Below are 16,904 nucleotides of genomic sequence, written 5' to 3'. Positions count from 1 at the left end.
GGGCGGCCGATCCGTCAGAAGAAAGTCAGGGTGTCGTCGGTGCGTCGGCCCATGGGTGCCGCCATGCGCGTTGTCATCGGTGGCCCGCCAGCCTCGGCATTGTCCGTCGCAACCGCCGGAGCTAGCCGCCAGAGTGCCCATGAGGCAGCCTATGTCTCCGGGTAGAGCGAGTACGACGGGAAGTTGCCGTAGAGGCGTTCGTCGGGGTCGGGGCCGACGGTGACGGCGTGGACGAGGTGCTCGCCGCCGACGAAGGCGCCCTTCCAGGAAGCGCCGCGGCCGCCGAACGGCTCCGCCCGGTCCCCGCGCGAGCGCGGCCGGTTGACGCCGATCTTGAACGCGGCGAGCTCGGCGGACATCCGGCGGGCCTTGTCCTCGTCGTCGCAGGCGAGCGAGGCGACGAGCGCGCCGTTCGAGGCGTTCATAGCGGCCAGCAGCTCCGCCTCCGAGTCGACCACCACGATCGTGTCCACGGGGCCGAACGGCTCGGCGTGGTGCAGCGCGCACGAGGCCGGCGGGGACAGGATCGCCGTCGGCGCGGCGTAGGCGGAGGTGTCCTGGCCGGGCAGGAACCGGCCGTCGGCGAGGCTGCCGCGGTAGAGCGGGACGCCGCCCTTGGCGATCGCCTCCTCGACCCGCCCGGCGAGCTCCGCGGCCTTGACCGCATTGATCAGCGGCCCGAAGTCGAGGTCCGGCAGCGGCTCGTCGTCCCCCCCGACCGCCAGCGGGTGGCCGAACCGGACAGACTCGACGACCGGCAGGTACATCTTCAGGAACTCGTCGAACAGCTGGCGCTGGACGACGTAGCGCGGGTAGGCGGTGCATCGCTGCTTGGCGTACTCGAAGCCCTTGCGCACGTGCCCGGCGAGCAGGTCCCACTGGGAGAACTCCCAGACGCCCCACGCGTTCAGGCCCTCCTGTTCCAGGAAGTGCCGCTTGCCGGTGTCGCAGAGGGCGGCGGCGACCTGGCCGCCGGCCGAGCGGCCGCCGACGAACGCGAGCGCCCCGATCTCCGGCGCCCGCACCAGGGCGCTCGACAGCCGCGAGCCGGGTCCGGAGACCAGCGAGAGCGGGAGACCCTCCCGGCGGGCGAGCGCGCAGGCCAGCGTGAGGCAGGCGGCGCCCCCGTCGGTGGGGGTCTTGGCGATCGCCGCGTTGCCGGCGAGCACCTGCACCAGCATGGCGTGCATGAGGACGCTCATCGGGTAGTTCCAGCTGGCGATGTTGCTGACCGGCCCGGGCAGCGGCGCGCGCTCGGCGAGCATCGGATCGATCTCGTCGAGGTACCAGCGGACGCCGTCGATGGCGCGGTCGACGTCGGTCCTCGCCAGCCGCCACGGCTTGCCGATCTCCCAGACCAGCAGCAGCGCGAGCGTGTCCCGGTGGGCGTCGAGCGCGTCGACGGCGGCGGTCACCCGGGCGCGCCGCTCGACCAGCGGCACGTCCCGCCAGCGCTGGTGCTCCTCGCACGCCGCGCCGATCGCCTCGCGGGCCTCGTCAAGCTGGATCATCGGCGGACCGGCGATGGGGGAGCCGTCGACGGGTGACGCGCTGTGCGCCAGCGGTATGCCCGTCGCCCGCCAGTGGCCGCCCCACAGGTTGAGCAGGCGGCCGTCGCCGAACGCCTCCGGCGCCGCGTCGCCGGCCCGCGCGAACGCGTCCGCCCAGGTGGTGCCGGGGGCAAGGCGCAGGGCGGGCGCCCGGCTGGCGGCGGGCCGCTCGTCGGCGGTGCCTGCGGCCGGTCCGTCGCTGACGGCTGGGTCGCTGGCGCCGGTGGCGCGGCTGGTCCGGGCGGCGGTAACCATAAGCGCAGGGTGCGCCACCGTTCGCGGGCGCGCCAGCCAGTGCCGATTCGTCAATCACCCTGGCCGGCGGGCCAATCACTCTCGGCGGGCGAGCATGACCCCGCGGGCCGGTGGAGGAAATCGATCGCCGATATCTCAAAGCTCTTTAAATGACGTCGTCGGGAACGGGCGGGTGCCGCGGGATCCAGACGCGGTGCCCGTCCGGGCCCCGGGTGACAGGCGCGCCAGAGCCACCACCAACGGTCCGGTCCGGGTGTGGTCCGATGGCGGGCGCCGGGCCGCCGCGCGGGCTGGCCGCGAGCGCCGCGGGTAATCCGACGCGCGTCCCATCTGTTCACTCTTGCGCCAAAAAGGAACCTTGCCGGAGGTACCATCCGGGCATGTCGGAATCGTTGGGCCGTGTCAGGGATCGGCCCGCGTTCTCCGAGCGCCGCGCGGCGCGGGCCTCGATGCAACCGCTAGTACGTGCCTCATCACGTAGAGTGGGCGGGTACCTGAACCGCTATTCGCCGGTAGTCCCATTAGTTACTTCCGAACGATCCGTTCATAGATTTCCGGGTGTGTGATGACGGCCAGTGTCGTTCCGCCGTCGGCCGCTGCGACGGCCGACCCGATCCGGGACACGACTCCGATCCGGGTCCTCGTGGTGGACGACCATGAGCTGTTCCTGCAGGGCCTGCAGACCGTTCTCGAGATAGAGGACGACATCAAGGTCGTCGGCCGCGGCGGCAATGGGCAGGAAGCGGTTTCCCTGGCCGCCGGCACGACGCCGGACATCGTGCTCATGGACGTCCGGATGCCGTTGCGCGACGGGATCGCGGCGACGGGCGCGGTCAAGCGGGCCGTCCCCGGGGTGAAGATCGTCATGCTGACCGTCTCGGACGAGGAGAACGACCTCTTCGAGGCGATCAAAGCCGGTGCCGTCGGCTATCTGCTCAAGTCGATACCGCCGCACGAGGTCGCGGACGCCGTCCGCGCGGTGCATCACGGGCAGAGCCTCATCAGCCCGTCGATGGCCTCCAAGCTGATGGCCGAGTTCGCGAGCATCGCCCGCGGTACCGAGGATCGGCCGCGCCTGCACACGCCCCACCTGACCGCCCGCGAGCTGGAAGTGCTCAAGCTCGTCGCCGAGGGCAGGGCGAACCGCGAGATCGCTCGCAAGCTGTTCATCAGCGAGAACACCGTCAAGAACCACGTTCGTAACATTCTGGACAAACTCCAGCTGCACTCCCGCATGGAAGCCGTCATGTACGCCGTCCGCCAGGGCCTCTTCGATATCGAGTAGCGCCCATGGTGAGGCGCGGAACGGTTCGCCCTGGGCGCCCGTCGGGCGCTCTCCGTGGTGGTATGCCAGGAAACCGTGAATCTGACGGGTGCCGTGGGGCGATGTTCCAAACCTGCCGGATCCACGGTGGTCCGGAGGTTTTCGCCGAGGTGGGCGTTAGGCCGCGTGGGGTGTCGCCACGCGGCTGGGCGTGTCACGATGCGGAGGGCAATGACAGCGGGACCGTCGGCGACGGGACCGCGCCGGGCTGGGGGTGGTGCAGTGGACGTGGCCCAGGCGCGGCGGGCGGCGAGAACGACCAGGTCGGTTGTGTCGACGACGACCATGGCGCTGTCGGCCGCGACGGCGGCGGCCGCGGTCGGGTCGGCCGCGGCGGTCGTGGCGACCGCCAGGATCGCGGCCGTCGTCGCCTCGAGCGCCGCCTCGGCGGCCTCGGCGGTGGCCGTGTCCGCCTCGTCGGTGGCAGCGGCGGCCGCTGCGGACGTCGCCGCGGTCACCACGGCGAACGCCGCGAACGCGGCGGCGGCCACGGTGGCCGCCGCGACCACGGCCATCGCCTCGGCCGCGATCGCGGTCCGAGCCCGAGGACGCGCGGCCGCCCTGCCAGCGGGCATCCTGGACAGCCGTGAGTGTCACGCGACGCGTTCTGAGCGCCCGGCCGGATACCCGCCTCGCCTCGGTCGCGGCTGAGGCGGGTATCCGGCCGGACGATGACCCTTCGGCTCCGGGCGGGCTTCTCCCCGGCGGAGCGGCTCGCCTGACGGGTTCGTCGCCTCTGGACCGCGACCGGCGGCGAGGCTGATGGCCGTCGTGGTGCTCGCCGACGGCCGAGCCGTCGCCGCGACCGACCGAGACCAGGGCCGGGAGCAGGGCCGGGGCCAGGGCCGCGGCAGAGACCGGGACTGGGACCGGGAGAACGACGCCGGCGGGCCGCGACGGCCGGTGGGCGTGCTGGTGGACGATCCGCGGTGCGGCCGGCTGCTTCTCGACTGCGGTGTCGGGGTCGCCACCAGGGCCGCGTTCGCCGGGCTCTCCCTTGCCGGGGTGCGGGTGTTGCCCACCGGCGGTGGACCGGACCGGCTGGACCCGGATCTCCCCGCCAGCGCGGTGCTCGACCGCCCGGAGGCGGCGCCGCCGGGCGTGCGGGTGCTCCCGGCGGGCGGAGGCGAGGTCGCCCTGCTGGTGGAGACGAGCAGGGGAGTGCTGCTGCACTGCCCGGCCGCCGGGCCACTGCCCGCGGTCACCGTGGCCGCGCTGCCCGCGCGGGTGATCCCCACCATTCCGTTGGCGCCGGCGGTGCGCGACCAGCTGGCCGGCGTGACGGTGCTCGCGCCGCCGGCCCCGGGACGGCGCGTCCTGGTCACCGGCGGCGCCCGCTCGGGCAAGTCGGAGCTGGCCGAGCGGATGCTCGCCGGTCGCGCGCGAGTCGTCTACCTGGCGACCGGTGGGACGCCCTCGCCGGACGACGCCGAATGGTCGGCGCGAGTCGCCCGGCACCGCGGCCGGCGGCCGGCGACCTGGTCGACGGTCGAAACCCCGGACGCCGCCGCGGTCCTTGGGTCCGCAGGCCGGCCGGTGCCCGCCGTTCTGTTCGACTGCGTCGGTACCTGGCTCACGGCGGCCATGGACGCCGCCGGGATCTGGGTCCTCGACGAGGACACGGACGTCCACGCGGACGCGACGGCGACCAGCACGGGGGCCCGTCGTGCCGCCGACGCCGCGCTCGCGGGAGCCGTGGATGCCCTGGTGGCGGCCTGGTCCGCGGCCGAGGGACACGTCGTCGCCGTGACCAACGAGGTCGGCTCGGGGGTCGTGCCGGCGACCACCGCCGGCCGCCGGTTCCGCGACGAACTGGGCCGACTCAACGCCCGGCTCGCCGCGGTGGCCGACGAGGTCTGGCTCTGCACGGCCGGCATCGGACAGCGCATCCGCTGACTTCACACCCTTCTCCGGGAGTGTCGGTCTTGGGTACCCGCCGAGGATGAGGCAGGATGATCAGAGCGATACCTGGCGCGGAGCCTGCGTAAGTACGCGGGAACCCTTTGAACGTCGACAACCGTCGAAGAAACGGGCGACAAAGGAGGATCCGGCCATGACGACTCCGGGTGGCGGTGCCGGCGGCGAAGGCCGCCACCGCGACGGCGGTTTCGGCGATCGTGACTACGACGATCCCGGCTACACCGAGCGCGGCTACGACCCTTCCGGCTACGAGGATTCCGGCTACGCCGATCCCGCCTATGCCGATCCCGCTTACGCCGATCCGAGCTACGACATCTCCGGTTTCGGGGGGCACGGCTACCCCGACGAGACCCCGGCACCGTTCCCCGCCGTTCCGGGCGCGGCGGGCGGCCCCGCGCAGCCCGGACCTCCCGGACCTCCCGGGCAGCCCCAGGGCGGCTACACGCCGCCGCTGCCGGAGGACGCCGGCGGTCCCTACGAGCGGCCCCGTCCGCGGCGGCCCGGTGACGCGCCGCCACCCGACCCCTCCTACCGCCGCCAGGCCGCGCCAGGCGGCGTCCAGGACGTCGGGATGGACGACCTGCTGGCGAACAGCGAACCCTACGGGCGCCAGCCACGCCGGCCGCGCCGTGGCTGGCGTGGCGAGCCGGACCCCCGCCGTACCGGCGACCCCACCGAGCCGAGGCCGCCGGCCGGCGGCCAGCCAGGGAGCACGTCGACCCGGCCGGTGCCGGGACCGGGCCAGCCGCCGCCAGGCCCGGGCGCCTTCGGCCGCAGGGTGAGTCATGGCGTCGGTCAGGGGGTCGGCCAGGGCGTTGGCTGGGTGCGCGGCCGGGCGGCCGGCGGGATGACCGCGCTGCGGGCACGGCGGGCCGAGACGCCGGGGCACAGCCGGCGCCGGTCCTCCGCACTCGACCCGGCGGCGCTGCGGGCGCTGCCGATGGCTGTGGGGATGTTCACGGTGCTGCCGCTGCCGGCGAGCCGGTCGGCCCAGGACGCCGCCGAGCCGGGTCTCGGCGGCTGGGCGCTGCGTTGGCTGCCGCTGGTCGGCGCGCTGGTGGGCTTCCTCGGGTGGGCGTTGTCGCTCGTCTTCTGGCGCGGCCACGACGGCGGCGCGGCGTTCCTCGGCGCGGTGGTGTGGGTCGGCGTCCTGGCGCTGCTCACCCGTGGCCTGCACCTGGACGGCCTGGCCGACGTCGCCGACGGGCTGGGCAGCCGTAGGCCGGCGGCGGAGGCCCTGGCGATCATGCGCCAGTCCGACATCGGCCCCTTCGGGGTGGCGGCGGCTGTCGGCGCGGTGCTGCTGCAGATCGCCGCGGCGGCCACCCTGCTGGGCGGCGCGAGTCGCCCCCAGGGGCTGGTGCTGCTCGTCGTGGCCGTCGTCGCTGGCCGGCTGGCCGCCCTCGACGCCGGCCGCCCGGCGGTGCCGCCCGCGCGCCCTGGCGGCTTCGGCGCCGTCGTCGCCGGGACCGCTTCCGTCGCCGTCAGGGCGGTCGCGATCGGCGCGACGCTCGTTCTCGGGTGGCTCCTGCTCGCGCTCACCGCGACCAGCCTCGTGGCGGCGCTGTGGCTGCCGTTCGCCGTTCTCGTCGGGCTCGCCGCCGGCCGACTGGTCACCTGGCACGTGGTTCGCAGGCTCGACGGCATCACCGGCGACGTGTTCGGCGCCGTCATCGAGATCAGCACCACCGTCACCCTGCTGGCGCTGGCCGCCGTGGTCGCGTGGGGCGGCCTGTTGTAGATCCGGCGGATGTCCGTCACGTTCGGGCTCCGGTGACGGATGACTTTCTGTAGCGTCCGCCCTCGGACCGAGAGGAGCCATCCATGAGCCCCGAACCGTCGGACACGTCCGTTCTCGAGAGCCTCGCCGCCAGCATCCGGCCGGTGGACCCGGCCGTCGCGCGGGCCGCCCGCGAGCACCAGGACCGGCTGACCAAGCCACGCGGCTCCCTCGGTCAGCTGGAGGACGTGTCGGTCCGGCTCGCCGCGCTGGCGGGGCGGGTGCCCCCGCCGGTGCCGGCGGCGCCGGCGGTCGCGGTGTTCGTCGGTGACCACGGCGTGCACGCTCAGGGCGTCTCGCCGTGGCCGCGGGAGGTCACCGGCCAGATGGTCGCGAACTTCCTGGCCGGCGGCGCGGTCGTCAACGCGCTCGCCCGCCAGGCCGGTGCCGTGGTGGCGGTGGTGGACGTGGGCATGTCGGTCGAGGCGTCGGCCGTCATCGGCGCCATGCCGGGGCTGGACCGCCGCCGGGTGCGGGCCGGCACCGGCGACATCACCGTCGAGGCCGCGATGAGCAGGGATGAGGCGCTGACGGCGATCGCCGCCGGCGTGGCGGTGGCCGAGGGTCTGCTGCGCGACGGCCATGACCTGCTCGTCACCGGCGACATGGGCATCGCGAACACCACCCCGTCGGCGGCCCTGATCGCCGCGCTGTTGGGCGTGGACCCCGCTGACGTGACCGGTCGGGGCACCGGCGTCGACGACGCGACCCTCGCCCGCAAGGTCGAGGTCGTGCGCCGTGCGGTCGCGCGAGCGGCGGGCGACGGCGTCGGCGCGGACGACCCGCTCGGGGTGCTCGCGTCCGTCGGGGGACTGGAGCACGCGGCGACGGTCGGCTTCGTGCTCGCGGCCGCGGCCGCCCGGGTGCCGGTACTGCTCGACGGGGTGATCGCCTGCTCGTCGGCGCTGGTCGCGGCGGCGCTCGTGCCCGACGCGCGCGCGGCGATGTTCGCCGGGCACAGGTCGGTCGAGCCGGGCGCCTCCGCCGCGCTCGCCGCCCTAGGTCTCGTTCCGCTGCTCGACCTCGGCATGCGCCTCGGTGAGGGCTCGGGCGGGGTGCTGGCCGTGGGCGTCGTCCAGGCCGCGGCCCGTGTCCTCGCCGAGGTCGCCACCTTCGACAGCGCCGGCGTCACCGACAAGAGCGCCGACGACGGCGCACCCGGCGGCAACGCCTGACGGCGCGCCGGCCGGCGAGGCCTGCCGGCTGTGTCTGACGGCGCGCCACGGGCGCTGCCCGTGGCGCGTCCGCGGGCTAGGACCGAGGCCGCGGGGGTAGACCCCCGGGGACGCGAAGGTGGCCGACGGCTGGCTGACCGGTAGCGGACAGGTGTCGACGCTGTCCCGGTCGTTACACGTCCGCGGCCTGACAACACGGGTTCGCGAGGTCCCCGGGCCGGCAGCATGGTCGTCACGCGCAAGGCAGCGCGTAGTGACCGAGGGGATGAGAACGATGCGTGAGCCGTTTCGGACGAGCTTCCTGTCCGCGTCCGTCGCGGCGGCGCCTGAGGAGGCGTGGTGGGTGCTCGCGGGTGACACAGAGCCGGGCGTCGAGGCGCCGGGCGCGATGCTGGCGGGCCGCCAGCTGATCTCCGACTGGCGTACCGGGTCCCCGGTCCGGCTGGTCGCCGCTGGCACCGCCGTCTACGGCACCGTGCTGCGGGCCGCGGCTCCCTACCGGCTGACGTACACCCTCGGCGCGGCGCGCCCCGACGGCGAGGACTCGACGGTCATCGTCACCTGGGAGGTCCTGCCGGCGGCCAACGGCGGCAGCGTGGTCATGCTCGCCGTCGACGACCTGTGCCCGGACGGCTGCGACGACCTGCGCGACGCGTGGGCCGAGGTGCTCGCCGAGGTCCGCTCCCGCCTCGAGGTCCTCTCCCCACCGGTCACCGACCGCCCGAGCTCCTGACCGCCGGCGGTTTTCCTGTCGGCCGTCAGCCGTCAGGCCGGCTGGGCCGAGGTGGCCCGCCGGCCGACGCCGGCTCGCGGGGCTGGTAGACCTTCGCCAGGAACATCTTCTCCCAGACGTAGGGCGTGACCGGCTCGTAGCGCGGGTCGCCCGCGGCGACGAAGGCGGCCAGCGGGGCGACCACGGTGTCGACGTTGGGCAGGTGGAACGTCGCCAGCGACGCGCGCGTCGCGGTGGGGTCCGTGGCCGCGACCACCCGGTGCCGGGTCGACGGCCAGTGGTCGTTGGTCCACCTGCTCATCAGGTCACCGATATTGATCACCAGTGCGTCCTCGCGGACCGGGACCGGGACCCAGGTCCCGTCGAGGTCCTGTACCTGCAGGCCCGCGTAGTCGCCGCGCTGGTGCAGCACGGTCAGCATGCCCGAGTCACTGTGCTCCCGGAAGGTGATTGCGGGTTCGGGGTCGTCGCGGGCCGGCTGTGGCGGATAGCTGTTGATGGAGAAGTCGGACACCGGATGGGTCAGCATCGGGGCGAAGTAGGCCGGGGCAAGGCCGAGCGCGCGGGCGAACAGCTCCATCAGCGTGTCGCCGACCCGCCGCATCTCGGCGAAGCACGCGAGCAGGTCGGCCTGTAGCCCGGCGACCTGCCCGGGCCACACATTGCGAGCGAAGTAATCGCCGTACTGGGCCGGGACGCCGGCGGCGGCCGCGGCGGCCGGGTCGTCGTAGGCGCAGATCTGGAACCGGTGGCACGTCGGTGCTCCGGTCGCCGCACGCATCGTCGACAGGCCGCGGAACGGGTGGCCGTCGGGCGAGGCGAACGCGCCGCGGCCCGCCTCGGGCAGGGCGAGCAGCTCGTCCATCGCCCGGTAGGCGGCGGTCAGAGTCGCCGGAGCGATCCCGTGCCCGACGACCTGCAGGAAGCCCACCCGCGCGCAGGCATGGGCGATCCGGTCGACGGCCGGCGCCGGGTCGCCGCCGGTGACGAAGGAAGCGATGTCGATGACGGGAATGCCTCGGGATGGCTCCGGGTGGTCCGTCACCGCCGAGGTGGTGGGCGACATGGTCACGGCCGCAGCATCGCCGCCACACGTGATGGTCCCGTTGCCTCGCCGTTGCGAGCACGAGACGCGGCCTAGCATGGTCGGGTGCGAGGCGCGGCGGGCGGCGGCGACAGCCCGGCCCCGTCGGACCTCGGCGCCCGGTTCGGGCCGTACTTCGCGCTGGACGTCCTGACTCCTTCTCTTTTTTCTCCTCCTGCCGGCCAGCCGCCGGCGGGCTGGCTTGCGGTGGCCGATCTCTGCGACCCGCGCACCGGCGCGTTCGCGCGCCGGGCAGGCGCGGTGCGGGCGGCGCTCGCCGCCGGGAGCGGACTCGCCGCCGACGCGGTCGATGAACGGGTGGCGGTCTCCGTGGCCCAGCTCGGGGTGTGCGCGCGGCTGGTCGCGCCCGCCCTCGCGCTGACCGTGACCACCGGCCACCCGCCGCGCCTGCGCCCCGAGCTGCTCTACTGGCGCGACAAGCTCGGCGGCCCGTTCCCGCTGGCGCTCGGCGGACCGCTGGCGCCGGCCGGCGCCGCAGTCCCGGGCGCCGCAGTCCCGGGCGCCGCAGTGCCGGGCCGGCTCGCGCGGGGATTCGTGGACGGAGTGCTGCTCCCGGTGGTCGCGCCGCTTGTCTCGGCGATCGAGCGTCACCACCCGGTGTCGTCGAAGATCCTCTGGGGGAACGTGGCGTCAGGTGTCGCGGGGGCCGCGAAGATGATCGGCCTGGCCGAGCCGGCCCTGGCGGCCGGGGCCTGGGGCGTCGCCGGTGCCTTGTGCGCGGGCGACGGGCCACTGCGCGGCGCCGGCGGACTGATCGCCCCGGCCCGGTTCCGGCGGCGCAGCTGCTGCCTCATCTACCGGCTGGACCCGCGCGCCCACGGCGGCCGCGCCAGCCGCACGGCCTACCGGAACGCGTTGTGTGAGGACTGCGTCCTGCACCGTCCGTAGCATCGGCCAGTCATCGTCCGCTCCGGCTGGCCGTCGTCGGCTCGTTTCCGGTCGCTGCCGGCGGGCGGTGGCGGATCGAGAAGAGCATGCTGTCGCGGTCCTGCCACCGTGCCGGCCAGTAAACGGCCTGCCGCTAAAGTGACACCCCCAAGGGGTTCAATCTTGGGCGAGCCGGCGGGCGCGGGCGGAAAGGTGCGGGTGGCGTGGACGCGGTCAGGCGTGGCTATCTCGGCCTGATGCTCTTTATAGCCGCGCTTGTACTCATGCCACTGCTGATCGTCGACTACAACCGGCAGACCGAGGCGAAGGCCGACGACCGCGGGTCATCGGCCGCGGTCGGTCCCGCGACGACCATCGCCCCCACCGCCCGGCCGACCACCGCCAGTCCCGCGGACGGCGGGGCGCCCACTCCCACGGCCTCCACCACTCTCGATACCGGCCCACGGATCTTCGGCTTCCAGGGAGTCGAGGACGGGCAGACCCTGCACGGCGACGTCCAGATCACGCTGGTCACGGTGGGCGATGTCGGGCCGGTCAACTACACGCTGTCCGGTTTCGACAGCCCGTGGCTCGCAGTGAGCTCTCCCTACCTGTTCGCCCCGCATCCGGTGGGCTGGGAGACGGCGGCGGTGCGCAACGGGCAGTACACGTTGACCGCGACGCCGACCAACCCCCAGTTCAGCCCGCGCTCCGTTCGTTTCAGCGTCCAGAACTGACCCGTCCGGGCCACTGGGCCCGTGGTTCGCTTGGGGCGGGCGTGACGCTGCGACCGGGAAACCCTAGTGTCAGAGAGATGGATCGCCTGGTTTGGATCGACTGCGAGATGACGGGCCTCGACCCTGCCTCCGACGTGCTGCTGGAGGTCGCCTGCCTGGTGACCGACGGTGACCTCAACGTCGTGGGCGACGGGCTGGACCTGGTGATCGCGGCTCCCGAGGCGGCCCTCGAGGCGATGGTGCCCGTCGTCACGAACATGCACGAGACCTCCGGCCTGACCGCCGCCGTCCGCGCGTCGACCCTGAGCGTCGCCGAGGCCGAGCGGCAGGTCCTCGCCTACGTGCGCGCCCTCGTCCCGGAGAACCGGCGCGCCCCGCTGTGCGGCAACTCGATCGCCACGGACCGCTCGTTCCTGGCGCGCTACATGCCCGAGCTGGACGGTTACCTGCACTACCGCATGATCGACGTCTCGTCGGTCAAGGAGCTGGCTCGCCGCTGGTACCCGCGCGCCTACTACGCCGCCCCGGCCAAGCGCGGGGGTCATCGCGCCCTCGCCGACATCCGGGAGAGCATCGAGGAGCTCCGGTACTACCGCCGGACCGTCTTCGTCCCGCAGCCCGGCCCGACGACCGACGAGGCGCGGGTCGCCTCGGTCGAGATCCGCGCCGAGGCCGAGACGGCGGCCGCGGCCCGGGCGGCGGCGTCGGACGGCGCCGCCGCGGACCAGCCGTCGCTGGCTCCAACCCCGGCCGAGATCACCGAGGCGTCGGAGCCCGCCCCCAAGGTCTGATTCTCAACGGAACGAAACGGCCCAGCCTGGCGGCGGAGCGACCCGCGGGGCGTCAGACCCGGTGCGGCATCAGCGCGCCCGCCGGAATCACCCCGAGACGCCCGGCCTGGAAGTCGTCGATCGCCTGCTGGAGCTCCTGACGGGTGTTCATGACGAATGGGCCGTACTGCGCCACCGGCTCGCGGATGGGACGTCCGCCGAGCACCAGCACCTCCAGATTCGGGGTGCGCGCCTCCTGCCGCTCGGCCGCGGCCAGCACCACCCGGTCGCCGGCGCCCAGGACCGCGAGCTGGCCGGACTCGATCGCCGTGGCCGCGGGACCCACCGTGCCGGACCCGGCGAGGACGTAGGCGAGCGCGTTGTAGTCCGGGTTCCACGGGATGTCCACCTGGGCGCCGGGGCTCACCGTTACGTGGACCAGCGCGATCGGGGTGTGCGTCGAGCCGGGGCCGCGGTGCTCGCCGACCTCGCCGGCGATGATGCGCAGCAGCGCGCCGCCGTCGGCTGAGGCGAGCAGCGAGACCTGCTCGCCCTCGAGGTTCTGGTAGCGCGGCGGGGAGAACTTGTCCTTGGCTGGCAGGTTGACCCACAGCTGGATGCCGTGGAACAGGCCGCCGCTCTCGACGAGCGCCGCCGGTGGCGTCTCGATGTGCAGGATCCCGGAGCCGGCCGTCATCCACTGGGTGGCGCCGTCGGTGATCAGGCCGCCGCCGCCGTGCGAGTCCTGGTGCTGGAAGGTACCGTCGATCATGTAGGTGACGGTCTCGAAGCCGCGGTGCGGATGCCACGGCGTGCCCTTGGGCTCGCCCGGGGCGTACTCGACCTCGCCCATCTGGTCCATGTGCACGAACGGGTCGAGGTCGGCCTTGCTCACGCCGGCAAAGGCGCGCCGTACCGGGAAGCCTTCACCCTCATAGCCCAACGGTGCCGTGGTGACCTTCCTGACCGGACGGGGGATGTCGCCGAGGCCGGGCTCGGCCAGCCGCGGCAGGGTGACGGTGTCGGCAGTGACGGCGGGCATGAGACCATCCTCCTTGGTTGCATGTGCAACTAGCGGCCAGTGTAACCGTGGCGCCTTCGTCAACCTTCCCGCGCACTGGCCTGCCGCGGGCCGTGCTTGGTCGGGTCGCCGACGCGGGATTGGGGGCGACGGGCGCCCAAGCGCTGCGGGGCGCGCCACGGCGCGCGGACGCTGCGGGCGCGTTGCATGATCGCGTGCCGTTTGGCCAGAGTCCCGACGGACTAGGCTGCGGATGAGCAATGAGAGTGATGGAGCCGCCCACGTCGCCCATGACACGCCGGGACTTTGGTAAACACCGTGTGACGATGGACACCAGTTGCTCCACAGAACGCTACCTTCGGGGGCGTGGATCGCCGATGCTCAAGGCAAGAGCGGATCATCCAGGAACGCATTCTGGGCATCAGTCGGCTGCGGGGCCGTCAGCGGCCCAGGGACAACCGCGGCCCGGCCCACCTCCCGACCCGTCCACCGGACCGTCGACGCCGGCGCTGATGCGCGCAGACCGCTCGGTCGACTACCTTGTGTAGCTGACGCGATGACAGGTAGGCCGGCGCAAAAACCCTGTTGTCGCATCCGCCAGTCCGCCCAGTAGGATGGCGAAGCCCGGTAAGGGGCGCGCCCCGGCAAGCCMGGCCACAGCACGTGGCCGTGTGAGCAGGCCGCATCCCAGACCGGCATGGTGGGTGTAGCTCAGTTGGTAGAGCACCGGGTTGTGGTCCCGGGTGCCGCGGGTTCAAGTCCCGTCACTCACCCGAGCTGGGGCGTCGTGTTCGCCGCCCCTTACGGGAGCGGCTTCCCCTTTGCCGCTATTTCTGCCCAGGGGGACGACCCCCTGGAACCCCCGGGTCGGGGGCCTGCGGCCCCCGACGGTCTGGGGAGCGCTGTTCGCCGCCCCTTACGGGAGCGGCTTCCCCTTTGCCGTAATGTCTGCCCAGGGGGGCGACCCCCTGGAACCCCCCGGGGTCACGGGCCTGCGGCCCCCGACACCCCCGCTGGCTCGCCGCCTTCGGCGGCATTGCGGGTTGGGGCTGGGGTGGTTCTTGCTGAGGTGTTGGGGTTCGTTGCGCTGGGCTGCCGGGGATCGGGGTCCTTGGTGGTGCGCCTTGGTGGCGTGTCGGGTTGCTGACTTGTTTGTGGTGGGTGTCTGGGGGCTTGGCGTCTTTGAGCTGGTAGGTCGCTGGGATTGGCCCCCTCTGGGGCGGGTGCGTTTACGGTGAGTTGTGGGTCTCGCCGGTGGTGGCTTGCCGGATTCGGTTGAATCGCTGGATTCTGTTGCTGACTTCCTGGTCACGTCGGGATCGGCATGGATGCGGGGGCGCCATGAGCGGGCTGGGTTCGGGAGAGCCGCCGGACACGGAGGCGGGCCGGAGTGAGTGGCTGCGGCGCGTTCGTTGGCCGGAGCAGACATTGCTGGGGCGGCTGCCGCAGCGGTCACAGACGGGGCTGCTGGCACTGGGCGGATTCCGGCAGTTCCCGAGCGGCGTGCACCTGATGCGTGAGGGCGACGCGACGACGTTCGTGGCGGTGCTGCTGCGCGGATGGACGAAGGTGACGGCGCTGACGGACACGGGGGGCCTGGCGCTGCTGGCCGTGCGGCACGGCGGGGACCTCATCGGCGAGTTCGCCGGGCTGGACGCCCAGCCGCGGTCGGCGACGGTCACCGCCGTCGGGGGCGTGCTGGCCAAGGTGATCCGGAGCGAGGAGTTCGCCGGATACCTGGCCAGGGATCCTGCAGCCTCGGCCGAGATCAGCCGGAGCATCGTGGCGAAGACGCGGTTCAGCATCCGGCGGCGCGTCGAGTTCGCCGGCAGCCCGGTGGCGGTGCGGGTCGCCCGGGTGCTGGTGGAGCTGGACCGGGCCTACGGGTTCGACCGGACGGAGGGGGGACGGGCGCTGGGAGTGCCACTGACCCAGCAGGAGCTGGCAGCGCTGGTCGGCGCGCACGACCCCACCGTTCACAAGGCGCTGCGGGCGCTGCGCCGGGACAAGATCATCGAGACCGGGTACCGGAGCGTCGTGATTCTTGACCTGCCCGCGCTGCGGACCGCCGCGGGACTGCCGTCGAGTTAGCGCCCCTCCAACAGGCCGTTCCGGAGCACCCCGCCGGGCGCGACTAGGTTTCCTGCGCGGGACGGCGCCGCAGTGGTGCCGGCGCAGGGCGGGAGGTCGCGGTGCTCCGGCTGGTGAAGGCGACTCGGTATGCCACGCCCTTGCGGGAAGGCGGCAGCCTGCCGGGGCTGATGGAGGGCGACGACCTGGGAACCTGGGTGGTCAAGTTCCGAGGCGCCGGACAGGGGCCGCGGTCGCTGGTCGCCGAGGTGGTCGTCGGTGAGCTCGGCAGGGCGCTGGGGCTGCCCGTGCCGGAGCTCGTCGTCATCGACGTGGATCCCAGGCTCGGTCGCGTCGAGCCCGACCAGGAGATCCAGGACCTGCTCAAGGCCAGCGCCGGTGCCAACCTGGGGATGGACTACCTTCCCGGCTCGATCACCTACGACCCGCTGGCCTTCGAGGTGGACCCGGGGCTCGCCGCGCGGGTGATGTGGCTGGACGCRCTGACGCTCAACGTCGACCGGTCGTGGCGGAACCCGAACCTGCTGGTCTGGGGCGGCCGGCCATGGCTGATCGACCACGGCGCCGCGCTCTATCCGCATCACGGCTGGCCGGCCCGGCCCGCCGACGCGCGGCTCCCGGTGCCGGAGCGGGTGCCGGAGCCGGTGCCGGCTGACGAGCGGGTACTGCCCAGGTGGGAGGAGCACGTGCTCCTGCCCGCGCTCGGCGCCGACCCGGCCGGGGCGCTGCGCGCCGCCGACGCCGAGCTCGCGCCGCTGGTCGACGCCGAGCTGGTGCGCTCCGTGGTCGCCCTGGTGCCGGCGGACTGGCTCGACGCGGACCCGGAGCGGTACGTCGGTTGGCTCACCGGGCGCGCCGGCGGCCGGAGGCCGTGGCTCGAGCCGATGACGGTGGCGCGGCCGGCGGCGATCGCGGCCCCGCGCGAGCGGGCCGGCCACCGGGAGGGACCGCCGGCCTGGCTGCGGCTGGCACGCGGGCAGCGGACGGGGGAGGACCGGCGTGGCTGAGCTGTTCGAGTACGCGCTGGTACGCGTGGTGCCGCGCGTCGAGCGCGGCGAGTGCATGAACGTCGGCGTGCTGCTGTGGTGCCAGGGCGCCGGCTACCTCGACCTGCGCTGCGTCCTCGACGGCGAGCGGCTCGCGGCGCTCGACCCGTACCTCGACCTCGCGGCCGTACGCGTTCACCTCGACGCGTTGCACCGGGTGTGCGTCGGCGGCCCGGCGGCGGGAGCGGCGGGCGTGCTGTCGCCCGGCGAGCGGTTCCGCTGGCTCACCGCGCCGCGCAGCACGGTCGTGCAGACCTCACCGGTGCACACCGGGGTCACCGAGAACCCGGCGACCGAGCTGGAGCACCTGGTCGAACTGCTGGTCGACCGGCAGGGCCCGCCGCGTGCGGCGGCTGGTTGAAGGGGCTCTGAGCTGGGCGTATTGTCGAACGTGAGTTCGAAGAGGGCGGCGCGTGGCCAGCTCTGGCGAGGTCAGCTCTGAGGGCACCACCGCCGAGCCACCGCGGCTGACACGGCCTGGCCGAAGGCCGCCGGTGGGCGACCGCCGGCGACGTCACGGGGCGGTGGCG

15 protein-coding genes and 1 tRNA gene are annotated in these 16,904 nt (G+C 73.6%); 13 read left to right on the top strand and 3 right to left on the bottom strand.

Annotated features, from left to right (window positions below; all coding sequences use genetic code 11):
• Positions 1-149: 149 nt before the first annotated feature.
• Positions 150-1,805, bottom strand: a complete 1,656-nt coding sequence (locus tag BCD49_RS23520) for an aldehyde dehydrogenase family protein (RefSeq protein ID WP_241832383.1) — start codon at positions 1,803-1,805, stop codon at positions 150-152.
• A gap of 565 nt (positions 1,806-2,370) precedes the next feature.
• Between BCD49_RS23520 and BCD49_RS23515 the strand changes: the two genes are divergently transcribed.
• The 6 genes from BCD49_RS23515 (at position 2,371) to BCD49_RS23490 (ending at position 8,737) form a co-directional block, all read left to right on the top strand.
• Positions 2,371-3,090, top strand: a complete 720-nt coding sequence (locus BCD49_RS23515; protein WP_007515897.1) for a response regulator — start codon at positions 2,371-2,373, stop codon at positions 3,088-3,090.
• Between the two features lie 309 nt (positions 3,091-3,399).
• Entirely contained in the window at positions 3,400-3,780 is a 381-nt protein-coding gene (locus BCD49_RS23510; protein WP_007515896.1) for a hypothetical protein, read from the top strand.
• A 111-nt stretch (positions 3,781-3,891) separates the two neighbouring features.
• Positions 3,892-5,025 carry a bifunctional adenosylcobinamide kinase/adenosylcobinamide-phosphate guanylyltransferase gene (gene cobU, locus BCD49_RS42440; RefSeq protein ID WP_007515895.1) on the top strand — a complete coding sequence of 378 codons (1,134 nt, stop codon included), beginning with the start codon at positions 3,892-3,894 and terminating at the stop codon, positions 5,023-5,025.
• Positions 5,026-5,182: 157 nt separating this feature from the next.
• The gene (locus BCD49_RS40970; protein ID WP_007515894.1) at positions 5,183-6,790 is read left to right on the top strand and encodes an adenosylcobinamide-GDP ribazoletransferase; all 1,608 of its coding nucleotides are present in this window, start codon (positions 5,183-5,185) and stop codon (positions 6,788-6,790) included.
• 83 nt (positions 6,791-6,873) lie between these two features.
• Positions 6,874-8,004 carry a nicotinate-nucleotide--dimethylbenzimidazole phosphoribosyltransferase gene (cobT, locus tag BCD49_RS23495; RefSeq protein ID WP_007515893.1) on the top strand — a complete coding sequence of 377 codons (1,131 nt, stop codon included), beginning with the start codon at positions 6,874-6,876 and terminating at the stop codon, positions 8,002-8,004.
• A 274-nt stretch (positions 8,005-8,278) separates the two neighbouring features.
• Positions 8,279-8,737 carry a hypothetical protein gene (locus BCD49_RS23490; protein WP_007515892.1) on the top strand — a complete coding sequence of 153 codons (459 nt, stop codon included), beginning with the start codon at positions 8,279-8,281 and terminating at the stop codon, positions 8,735-8,737.
• A gap of 25 nt (positions 8,738-8,762) precedes the next feature.
• Here the strand turns inward: BCD49_RS23490 and BCD49_RS23485 are convergent, their stop codons facing one another.
• A complete protein-coding gene (locus tag BCD49_RS23485) occupies positions 8,763-9,803 on the bottom strand; it encodes an isopenicillin N synthase family dioxygenase (protein ID WP_007515891.1) in 1,041 nt (346 codons plus the stop codon).
• Between the two features lie 84 nt (positions 9,804-9,887).
• Here BCD49_RS23485 and BCD49_RS23480 point away from each other — a divergent pair, with 84 nt between their 5' ends.
• From BCD49_RS23480 to orn, 3 genes are all read left to right on the top strand, one after another.
• Positions 9,888-10,730, top strand: a complete 843-nt coding sequence (locus BCD49_RS23480) for an iron reductase (RefSeq protein ID WP_007515890.1) — start codon at positions 9,888-9,890, stop codon at positions 10,728-10,730.
• 203 nt (positions 10,731-10,933) lie between these two features.
• Positions 10,934-11,446, top strand: coding sequence for a hypothetical protein (locus BCD49_RS43665; protein WP_007515889.1), 513 nt, complete (start codon positions 10,934-10,936; stop codon positions 11,444-11,446).
• A gap of 77 nt (positions 11,447-11,523) precedes the next feature.
• Positions 11,524-12,237, top strand: a complete 714-nt coding sequence (gene orn / locus BCD49_RS23470) for an oligoribonuclease (protein ID WP_007515888.1) — start codon at positions 11,524-11,526, stop codon at positions 12,235-12,237.
• A 52-nt stretch (positions 12,238-12,289) separates the two neighbouring features.
• Here orn and BCD49_RS23465 read toward each other — a convergent pair whose 3' ends face one another.
• On the bottom strand, positions 12,290-13,258 hold the full coding sequence (locus tag BCD49_RS23465) for a pirin family protein (protein WP_007515887.1): 969 nt from the start codon (positions 13,256-13,258) through the stop codon (positions 12,290-12,292).
• A gap of 679 nt (positions 13,259-13,937) precedes the next feature.
• On the opposite strand from BCD49_RS23465, the gene BCD49_RS23460 reads away from it, so the two are divergent.
• The 4 genes from BCD49_RS23460 (at position 13,938) to BCD49_RS23445 (ending at position 16,735) form a co-directional block, all read left to right on the top strand.
• Positions 13,938-14,010 (top strand) — tRNA-His (locus tag BCD49_RS23460).
• Positions 14,011-14,578: 568 nt separating this feature from the next.
• On the top strand, positions 14,579-15,328 hold the full coding sequence (locus tag BCD49_RS23455) for a Crp/Fnr family transcriptional regulator (RefSeq protein ID WP_007515886.1): 750 nt from the start codon (positions 14,579-14,581) through the stop codon (positions 15,326-15,328).
• Positions 15,329-15,429: 101 nt separating this feature from the next.
• Positions 15,430-16,335 carry a HipA family kinase gene (locus BCD49_RS23450; protein ID WP_007515885.1) on the top strand — a complete coding sequence of 302 codons (906 nt, stop codon included), beginning with the start codon at positions 15,430-15,432 and terminating at the stop codon, positions 16,333-16,335.
• A complete protein-coding gene (locus BCD49_RS23445) occupies positions 16,328-16,735 on the top strand; it encodes a DUF3037 domain-containing protein (protein WP_007515884.1) in 408 nt (135 codons plus the stop codon). Before BCD49_RS23450 ends, BCD49_RS23445 begins: the two co-directional genes overlap by 8 nt.
• Positions 16,736-16,904 lie beyond the last annotated feature (169 nt).

It is taken from the genome of Pseudofrankia sp. EUN1h (assembly GCF_001854645.1).
In the GTDB taxonomy this organism is placed as follows: Bacteria; Actinomycetota; Actinomycetes; order Frankiales; family Frankiaceae; genus Pseudofrankia; species Pseudofrankia saprophytica.
This window is presented reverse-complemented; position numbering and strand designations above follow the sequence as displayed.

Bases quoted from the DNA above. Each gene is read 5' to 3' on its own strand.
- BCD49_RS23520 (WP_241832383.1), bottom strand. From the start codon at position 1,805: ATGGTTACCGCCGCCCGGACCAGCCGCGCCACCGGCGCCAGCGACCCA.
- BCD49_RS40970 (WP_007515894.1), top strand. From the start codon at position 5,183: ATGACGACTCCGGGTGGCGGTGCCGGCGGCGAAGGCCGCCACCGCGAC.
- cobU (WP_007515895.1), top strand. From the start codon at position 3,892: ATGGCCGTCGTGGTGCTCGCCGACGGCCGAGCCGTCGCCGCGACCGAC.
- BCD49_RS23515 (WP_007515897.1), top strand. From the start codon at position 2,371: ATGACGGCCAGTGTCGTTCCGCCGTCGGCCGCTGCGACGGCCGACCCG.
- BCD49_RS23490 (WP_007515892.1), top strand. From the start codon at position 8,279: ATGCGTGAGCCGTTTCGGACGAGCTTCCTGTCCGCGTCCGTCGCGGCG.
- BCD49_RS23455 (WP_007515886.1), top strand. From the start codon at position 14,579: ATGAGCGGGCTGGGTTCGGGAGAGCCGCCGGACACGGAGGCGGGCCGG.
- BCD49_RS23485 (WP_007515891.1), bottom strand. From the start codon at position 9,803: ATGTCGCCCACCACCTCGGCGGTGACGGACCACCCGGAGCCATCCCGA.
- orn (WP_007515888.1), top strand. From the start codon at position 11,524: ATGGATCGCCTGGTTTGGATCGACTGCGAGATGACGGGCCTCGACCCT.
- BCD49_RS23465 (WP_007515887.1), bottom strand. From the start codon at position 13,258: ATGCCCGCCGTCACTGCCGACACCGTCACCCTGCCGCGGCTGGCCGAG.
- cobT (WP_007515893.1), top strand. From the start codon at position 6,874: ATGAGCCCCGAACCGTCGGACACGTCCGTTCTCGAGAGCCTCGCCGCC.